The sequence below is a fragment of the Algibacter sp. L4_22 genome, assembly GCF_023473045.1.
In the GTDB taxonomy this organism is placed as follows: domain Bacteria; phylum Bacteroidota; class Bacteroidia; order Flavobacteriales; family Flavobacteriaceae; genus Algibacter.
On the sequence record NZ_JAMCOK010000002.1, the window covers coordinates 804,570 to 814,163 of the forward strand.

The 9,594-nt window shown below is 30.5% G+C and carries 6 protein-coding genes; all 6 read left to right on the plus strand.

Features of this window, described 5'->3' with window-relative positions:
* Positions 1 to 189: 189 nt before the first annotated feature.
* The 6 genes from M4I23_RS08065 to M4I23_RS08090 all read left to right on the plus strand — a co-directional run bounded on the left by M4I23_RS08065 (position 190) and on the right by M4I23_RS08090 (position 9,078).
* Positions 190 to 4,053, plus strand: a complete 3,864-nt coding sequence (locus tag M4I23_RS08065) for a two-component regulator propeller domain-containing protein (protein ID WP_158848960.1) — start codon at positions 190 to 192, stop codon at positions 4,051 to 4,053.
* Positions 4,054 to 4,146: 93 nt separating this feature from the next.
* A complete protein-coding gene (locus tag M4I23_RS08070) occupies positions 4,147 to 4,302 on the plus strand; it encodes a hypothetical protein (protein ID WP_158848958.1) in 156 nt (51 codons plus the stop codon).
* A 107-nt stretch (positions 4,303 to 4,409) separates the two neighbouring features.
* The gene (locus M4I23_RS08075) at positions 4,410 to 5,258 is read left to right on the plus strand and encodes a DUF4412 domain-containing protein (protein WP_158848956.1); all 849 of its coding nucleotides are present in this window, start codon (positions 4,410 to 4,412) and stop codon (positions 5,256 to 5,258) included.
* 12 nt (positions 5,259 to 5,270) lie between these two features.
* Positions 5,271 to 5,810, plus strand: coding sequence for a DUF6252 family protein (locus tag M4I23_RS08080; protein ID WP_158848954.1), 540 nt, complete (start codon positions 5,271 to 5,273; stop codon positions 5,808 to 5,810).
* Between the two features lie 2 nt (positions 5,811 to 5,812).
* Positions 5,813 to 6,625, plus strand: a complete 813-nt coding sequence (locus tag M4I23_RS08085; protein ID WP_158848952.1) for a hypothetical protein — start codon at positions 5,813 to 5,815, stop codon at positions 6,623 to 6,625.
* Between the two features lie 20 nt (positions 6,626 to 6,645).
* The gene (locus M4I23_RS08090; protein ID WP_249754051.1) at positions 6,646 to 9,078 is read left to right on the plus strand and encodes a T9SS type A sorting domain-containing protein; all 2,433 of its coding nucleotides are present in this window, start codon (positions 6,646 to 6,648) and stop codon (positions 9,076 to 9,078) included.
* Positions 9,079 to 9,594 lie beyond the last annotated feature (516 nt).

Genomic DNA, 9,594 nt, shown 5'->3' on the forward strand with positions numbered 1-9,594 from the left:
TAGTAAATTAAAATATTTTATTCGCAATAAACAGATTACCAACAATTTAATTATAAAAAACAAAAAAGTATTACCTTAGCAATAGCCTTATTAAGAAAATCCCTCAAGCCAATATGAATTATGGCATTAATGTTCACTAAAAACAAGTGCATATCTTTTCTTTTTAGTTTACTATTTTGGACTTGCTCAATGCACGGTCAAAAAGAAATTAAAACAGACCTTACCATACCAAAACAATTTGCTTTTAGCACATTATCTATACGTGATGGACTTTCACAAAACAGCGTCATTAGTATCGCTCAAGATAGTATTGGTTATTTATGGTTTGCAACCCAAGACGGCTTAAACAAATATGATGGCAGACATTTTATCCATTATGAAAAACAGTTTGAAGATATTACAAGAAACACATTTAGCAAACTTGGAAAGGTATATATAGATAAACAAAATAAACTTTGGATTATTACTCACTCGGGAAAGCTTGAGTTATATCAAAATAAAACAGACAACTTTAAGCATATTAAATTGCCACATGCAGCTAGTTCCATTTTTCAGGATAAAAATTTAAATATGTATATAGGCCTATATGACAACGGATTGTTAAAAATTGATGCCGAAACTAATGATACCATTCAAATTTTAAAACATGACGATAGATTTAGAACAATTTACGATTATATTGAAATAGAAAATGATTTGATTGTTGCAGCTGCTAATAATATCTATAAAATCAATAGCAATAATTCATATGAAAAAATAAACGAATCATCCAACACTAGTTTTAGCGTTCTAGAGAAAACCACGAACGGTGATGCCTGGTTAGGAACCTATGGCAAAGGCTTGTTTTTTAAACCACTAAATAGTAACGAATTCAAAAAATACAATAATACAAATCTGCCCGAAAATTTAAATATAGAAGATTTATTAGTAGATAAAAAAGGTAGACTCTGGATTGCAACTTATGGCAATGGGGTGTATTTAATAAACAACAAAACCAATAAAGTAACCAATTTTAAGGCTAACAAAAATAACCCGTTTGCTATTCATTATAATGATATCTTATCACTATATGAAGATAAAACTGGGATAATCTGGTTTGGTTCTGATGGTACAGGGGCTAGTTATTATGACGAGCATTTAATAAAATTCAATATATTAACAAACAATCAAGTTCCAAAAAGTGTTAATGTAGATATGGTAAGAAGTATAACTACGGATGTTAATGAAAACCTTTGGATTGGCACCTCTGGTAAAGGTTTAACCTATTTTGATATAAGAGCAGAAACTTACAGAACCTTTACGTCTGATAATTCTAAACTCTCTAGTAACAGAATTGTTAGTCTTAACTCCAACTACAACGAATTATGGATTGGCCATCAAGCACATGGACTCAATACTATGGATGCTTCAGGGAATTTGAAATCATATTCAGAGTTAGAAAACTTTACAATCTGGCAGATTATAAATGAATCTCCAACCCAAAAATGGTTATGCACAGAACTCCATGGCATTATATTATTCGACAAAAACAAAGGCATTATAAAAGAATACAATAGGGAGAATTCGGCTCTAACTTCTAATAATATAAAAACCTTAGTAAAATCAGATAACGGAATTATTTGGATAGGAACAGATAATAACGGTGTTTTTAAATTGAATACAACCACAAATAAAATTACCAAACTTAATGGTATAGACCAGAAAATTAAATCGCTTTACGCTTATAATAATTTTCTATGGATTGGAACCAATGGTGCTGGATTAAAGGAATATGATATTACCAAAAACACCACTAAAACCTATACTGAAAAAGACGGACTTCCAAACGATGTTGTTTATGGTATCTTACCAGATAATAAAGGTAAACTTTGGTTAAGTACTAATAACGGATTGAGTTGTTTTAATGCTTCGGAAAATGCTAAAAGTTTTGAGAATTTCAGTGTTTTTGATGGTCTTCAGAGTAGTGAATTCAATACAGGAGCTTATTTTAAAGATAAGAAAGGTAATTTGTTTTTTGGAGGTTTAGAAGGCATTAATTGGTTTCATCCAGAAAACCTTACTTACAATACCATAAAACCAAAAACCATTATCTCTAAATTTGAAGTCTTCTCGAAAGTGCGTCCATTAATTAAAAATTCGAAATTACAAGATCATGAAAATACCGTAACATTTACTTTTTCAAGTCTTCACTTTTCACAACCAGCACGTAATTTATTTAAGTATCAATTGATAAACCATGATGTTGATTGGATTGAGTCTGGAAATAACAACATAGCACATTATACAAATTTACCACCCAACACCTATACTTTTAAAGTTATTTCATGTAGTTACGATCGTGTTTGGAATGAAACGCCTGCGACCTATACATTTACAATAAAACAACCCTGGTACTTGAGTACACTTGCCATTTGCATTTATATATTTTTGTTTGCACTTCTATCTTATGCCATATATTATTATTTAAAATGGCGTTGGTACATGAAAATGAAATTGAAATTTGAACATGAAGAAACCAAACGCTTAAAGAAACTTAATGAATTTAAAACACGATTATATACAAATCTATCTCATGAATTTCGAACGCCACTCACTTTAATTTCAGGCCCCATTGAAAACCAATTAAGCAACCCTAAACTTTCAAATAAAGATAAAAAAGAGTTAACACTTGTTCAACGCAATTCGCAACGCCTTTTAAATCTTGTTGATCAATTACTGGATTTGTCAAAACTTGAAACAGGAAATTTAAATTTATCAGTTTCTAAAGGAAATTTAACCGTATTGCTTAAGCAACTTATTGCTGCTTTTCAATTTAAAACTAAAGAAAAAAACATTGTATTTACACATCAAATGAAAACCATTAATGATGCCTGGTTTGATAAAGATGTCATTGAAAAAATTATAATCAATTTATTATCCAATGCGGTAAAATATACACCAAAAAATGGAAAGATTCATTTTGAAGCTATTGTACAAAATGGTCAAATTATTATTTCGGTAATCAATAATGGAAATACAGTACCAGAAGAAGAACTAAATAAATTATTCACTCGGTATTATCAAAATAACAAAACTGCAGATGGTGTTGGTATTGGTTTATCACTCGTTAAAGAATTAGTGACATTGTCTCATGGAAACATCATCGCGCATACCATGAATGATGATGAAATTCAGTTTACTGTAACACTACCCATAGAACGTTCGTTTTATAATTCATCAGAAATTATTGAACTTCAAACAGTAGAGAATCCTGTTATCCAAAATAGTCCAAATACCATAGAACCAATTTCAAAAACAAAAAATAATAAAAATAAACCATTACTACTTATTGTTGAAGATGACGAGGATATTAGGCAATTTATAAGCTCTATTTTCGAACAGGATTATACGATAAAAAAAGCTACAGATGGTGAACAAGGCATTGCAAATGCTTTAAAATACATACCGGACATCATTATTAGCGATATTATGATGCCAAGAATTAGTGGTATTGAACTTTGCAATACCCTAAAATTAGACGAACGTACAAGCCATATCCCTATTATTCTACTTACTGCCAAAAGTGGCGATAAAAATGAAATTATTGGCTTAAAAACTGGAGCCGACGATTATATTACAAAACCATTTAATAATAATAAACTTAAAATACGTGTTGAAAAATTAATTGAATTACGTCAACAACTACAACAACGTTATAGCAATTCTTTTAATCTAAGCGATATTAAAACCACTTCTGTAGACCAACAATTTCTAAAAAAACTAAAAGAAGTTTTAAATAAAAACATTACGAATACCGATTTTAATTCAGAGCTTTTAAGCAAAAATATGTTAATGAGTAGAATGCAACTGCACCGAAAATTAAAAGCATTAACAGGTTTAACCACTTCAGAATTTATAAAAAGCCAACGTTTAAAAGCATCGCTTCCATTATTAAAAGCATCGCAACTTACTATAAGTGAAATTGCTTACAGCGTAGGTTTTAACTCTGTTTCTTACTTCAGTAAATGTTTTAAGGACGCTTATAATGTTTCTCCAGCCAACTATATAAAATAGCGTTTGTTACATAGTTTAAACACTTTGTTACATAGTTTATAAGCCTTCTAGCCACCTTACTATAGTTTTACATCAAATTAATTGTTAAATAATATGTTTGACAAAGACAAGCTCATATTTGATGGAGAACTATTGTCTTCAAAACCAGAAATTAATTTACATATAGATTATTTAAAAGATGGAAGTTATGTCTTGAATATTTTTTCTAAAGGAAAAATTATTAAAACAATTACCATAACTAAAACTTAAAAGCATGCAGTAGTTATATATAAAAAGATGCATACGCATGTTTGCCTTTTTCGAATTAAGACACTAAAAAATAAACGCGTTAGCAACCAAAACTAAAAACAACGATCATGAAAACTCTAAAACCATTATTACTTACCATCGTATTTTTATTTATCTGCCATACAAGCCACGCTCAGTTTTGGAAAAAATTAACTGAAAAAGCAGGGCAAGCTGTTGAAGAAGTTATTGTAAGAAAAACATCGAATAAAGCAGCTGAAATGACAGGAAAAGGTATGGATAAGATATTCGATATTGATTTTGAAGGTGCTCAGGCAGATCCATCTATTTTACCAGAAAGCTATGATTTTGAGTGGAAATACACCATGCAGATGCAACATAAAAAAGGCAATGTAAATATGACCTATTACCTAAAACCTAGTTCCAAGTATTTTGGGTCTCAGCCAGAAGTGGAAGATAACCCTATTGCAAACGGCATGTTTATGGTGTTTGACAAAGAACTAGGTATCATGGCAATTTTTATGGAAACAGAGGATGTTAAATCTGGTACGCTTCTTAAGAATCCAACTATAGATATTGAAGATGTAGCTGAACAAGAAGAAACAAATATAGATGAATATACATTTATAGAAATTGGAAATAAAACGATATTGGGTTATGAATGTCAAGGTTTCAAAGTAGAAAACGATGAATTAGAAATGACCATGTATATGGCTATGGATTCTCCTGTTAGTTTTAATCAGGTATATGGAAATCATTTGAAAACTACACAAAAAGGCTTTAATCCGAAATGGATGGAAAAAGCAGAGAACAGTATCGTTATGGAAATGGATATGACTCATAAAAAGAAAAAGAAATATAGCGCAAAAATGACATGTGTCGCCTTAGAGAAATCGCCAAAAACTATTGTAGTTAGTGACTATGAGTTTATGGATCTAAATTCTGAAATTAAAAATTAAAAACCCAAAATTATGAACTATTCAAAGAAAAATTACGAACTCAAAAAAATCAATAGAGATAATGAGAGCAAAACATTAAAGATATTATTCTCAAAAACTGTAGTCATTTTAATATTACTAACAGCATCATTAACAAGCTGCTCTAGTGATGATGATTCTAACGCAGACCAAAGCGATTATTATTTAACAGCTAAAGTAGATGGTGTTAATTTTTCAACAGATTATGTAACAATTAGTGCTTTTCAAGATAACACGGATATTTATTTCATCAGAGGTGTTGGTGAAGAGTCTTCCTTTGGTTTTTCATTAGAAAGTCCTGTTTCTACTGGAACATTTTCTGCAACGATATCAGAAGATTATGTACTGTTTTATCAAGTGATTAATCCTTATGCTGTATGGGCAGCAACCGAAGATGGAGGTTCTGGCACAATTACCATTACAGAAAACACTAATTCTTATGTAAAAGGAACTTTTTCGTTTACAGGATTTAATCCAGCAGATGATTCTACAAAAGTGATTACCGAAGGAAAGTTTAAAGCTCAAAAACTGTAATTATGACAACTAAAATTTATACACTTTTATTAATTGTTTCTGCGCTATTTCTTTCGTGCAAGACACAACAATCGCAAACTAAAGCTTCATTACCTAAAATAGAAAACCAATTTAAAGGGGAATTAGATTATGCCAAAGGTGGTTTTGAACTTGTTCAATGGCAAAACAGTGGAGATGAAATTGTACTAGGTAAGATTGATGAAAAGGGCATTGTTCATTTGAATTTGCCAGAATATGATATAAAAGCCCTAGGTAAAAATCATATGAATTCTCATTTTGAAAGCCAATTCAATATGCTAATATGTAAGGATAAAGGAGAGGTGGATATGACTGGAAAACCCCTTTTTAAAACACCTTACGATGATGTTTATTCGCAGTTATATCCACCAATGTACGTAAAAAAATATGATGCTTTTGTAGCTTATGTATCTATCGTTTCTGATGAGGAAATGTTAATAAAAGAAAATTTCGACGAAAATATAGGTAATAGGTATTATTGGATTTATGTAGACAGAGCTTTTAGTTATAAAGAAAAATGTATACGAGGATACTCTTATTATGATGATCGTGAAATTGAAAGAAGTGCAGATATTCAGTTTAAAAAAGGATGGAATCTTGTAAAAAGTAGTGTTCTAGAACTTCAACAATATGGCGAAAATAATAAGCACACCATCCCTAAAAAAATACTTTTCACATTAAGCTCTCAAACTTCTAAAGATGTAAAGTGGTATTTAGAGCGAGTTATGGAAGATGAAAAAATACAAGGAGCCAAAAAAGAATACGAATTAGAAGCTTCTAAATCAAACACGAATTAATATATAAAAAAAGCACTATTATGAAAACATTATTACTCTCATTAGCATTTATTTTTTCAATAACAATAAGTGCTCAAATAACAAAAACAGAAGCCTTTACAACTGGCACAAAACTCGCATTTTACATTAACGAATGTGGCAATACCATGCCTGAAGCAGCCGGAAAATTAAGTTTTTGCGATAGAAACAACAATCTAGGCGTTGTAGAACGAAGCTATGGACTTAGTGATAGACGTGTTTTACGAATGTTTCCTAATCATTTTAATGAAGATGAATATTATCTCACTGGTTATGGTATTTCTATTAGAAAGGCAGATGGTACTTGGGACAACTTACCACATATTGCTGTGCCACTTTGGGGAAGCACGTATTTGCCAACTATACAAACAGGTTTGGTTTTGCCAAATGGCAAAATAATTATTCAAGGTAATAACGCTGGTGCAGTATTGAATGTTTACGACCGCCTTACAAAAACCTTTACATCTGTTAATTTTCCAGATAATAGATACCCTCAACAAATGGTTTACGATGAAGACAGAGATATAACTTGGGTATTTGCAACGAAGACAAGCACAACATATCTTTATATGTATAATGATGCAAACCAAACACTTAAACTTATAAAAAATTTAGGTACAATAGGACTAAGCACAGGTTCTACCACAATAGGACTCGGTAAAACAAAACTACTTTATCATAATGATTTTATTTACATAGGAGGTTTTAGTAAGTATACATATGGGCTTTATAAATTAAATGTTTCAAATTTGGGTAATTCAGCGCCTATAACATATTATGACACTACAACAACTCCAAGTTTGCCTTTTGATCGTATAAATGATTTACAAATCGATGCTAATAATGATTTATGGCTTGCAAATAATGAAGCTTACGATGGTGCTATTGTAAAATTTAATATTACCACAGAAACCTATACAACATACCAATTACCAAGACCAGATAATGCTGCCGTAAATATTAAATTCAACACGCTAGCATTAGACGATAATGGGTTAATTTGGGCCGCTGCTTATAATTACAATGGTTTAGTAAAACTAACCATTGAAAATGATTCTCCAACTTGGACTCTTCTACCAAAAGAAGACTTAACAACTTTAGGTGTACCAGTAACTTATATTCCTGATAATATATACTACAGAAATAATAAGTTCTATTATACTACAAGAGACTATTCTAGCGGTATAAACTTTAATTATGAAGTTATTATTAACGATAATGATGTGTGGTCTGGACGTAACGATAATGAAGAAGGCAACCTATCCTATAGAATGAATAGACGTTTTACTAAAAATTTATCAGACGAGAATGGAGGCGTTTGGTGGTTTAATAGGTACGATAATTTAGTACTTTATAGAGATAGTGAAGATAAGCTCCAAACCATAGATTTACAATATTTATCACAGTCTGCTGCTATAGATGATGACAACAAAGCGATTATACAAGGCGGAAGTCCTAGTGAAATTAGAAAAATAGATTTCCCTAATGCTATTTCAATTCAAGAGAATGCTAACCAAGCCACTGATATAAAACGTGTTGGAAATCAGATTTGGATATTTGATCATGCAAATAAAAAAATAGATGTTTATAAAGACGATGCGCTTTTAACCTCTTATGATTTAGGAGAAGATTGGTACCAACAAGCCTATTATTTTGCAGTAGATGATAATGGAGATGCTTGGTTTATGCAATATTCAACAGCTGGTGCGTTAGAAATTAAAAAATTTGATACCACTGCATTGACATCTACAACTTACGATTTATCATCAGTTGGTAGTATAAGTTACTTACGTAAAATAGTAGCTGCACCAAATGGAGGTGTTTGGTTTTTGGGCAATACTGCGGCAATTTATCAAGAAGCTGGAGTGTTTTACGATTTTAAAGCTATCGATTATTCTGAGTTATACAATCTAATTGATATTATAGTAGACATCAATGGTAAAACCTATTTACTTAATAACGACAATGCTTCTATAACCACAATAAAAAACCCATCTGATGCTAACCCAATAGTAGAAAACATTGTTATTGAAGATTATAATTCTATAATGCCATCTTTAGACCATTATAGACCAGCATCTCTCGCTATAGATAGTGAAGGAAGTGTTTGGACGCATGCTTCTCTAAATACTTTTAAGCTTATCGATGATGATTTGGCAACAGAATATATAGCACAACCAACTTTAAGTATATCGGATAATGAACTAGTATCTATGGTAGAAATTTATCCAAATCCTTCAAATGCAATCTTCAGCATAAAGACCAATTATCAAATAGATACTATTGAAGTTTTTTCGGTTTTGGGTATAAAAGTTAAGACATTTAAAAACACCAAAGAAATTAATTTAAAGAACCAAGAATCTGGAGTTTATTTATTAAAAATATCAGCAGAAAACAAAACGATAAGTAAAATAATTATTTTACAACAAAATTAGTTTTAAGTTCTGTTCATTATGATTTACTTTAAATACTCGATTTATTCATTAGTATACGGCTTTGTATTTCAGTTTTTATATTGCACAATAATCTGCAGTAAACTCCTTAAATACTAATAGTTATGAATAAATATATTGATTCAAATTCAGAAGAAAATAAAAACATTGACCTTAGTACTGATCATTTAAAAAATAGAGAATACGTTTTAAACATCACATTAAGTAATAAAGTAATTAAGACACTAAAATTGAAGAAATAAAGATGCTATTAATCAACAAAGTGAAATTGGGAATAATGAAAATGAACTATTAAATTTTTTTTCTTTTTTTTAAATTAATAAAAAATTAACAATGAAAAAAATATTTAACTTAATTACAAAACCCAACAACTTCTGATCGGGATCCATGAGGGGGTCCTATTTCCATTTAAGTTTATAACAAAAAAATCCTCAACAATTTCTTGTTGAGGATTAAAAAAGGCAACGACCTACTCTCCCACAAATGCAGTACCATCGG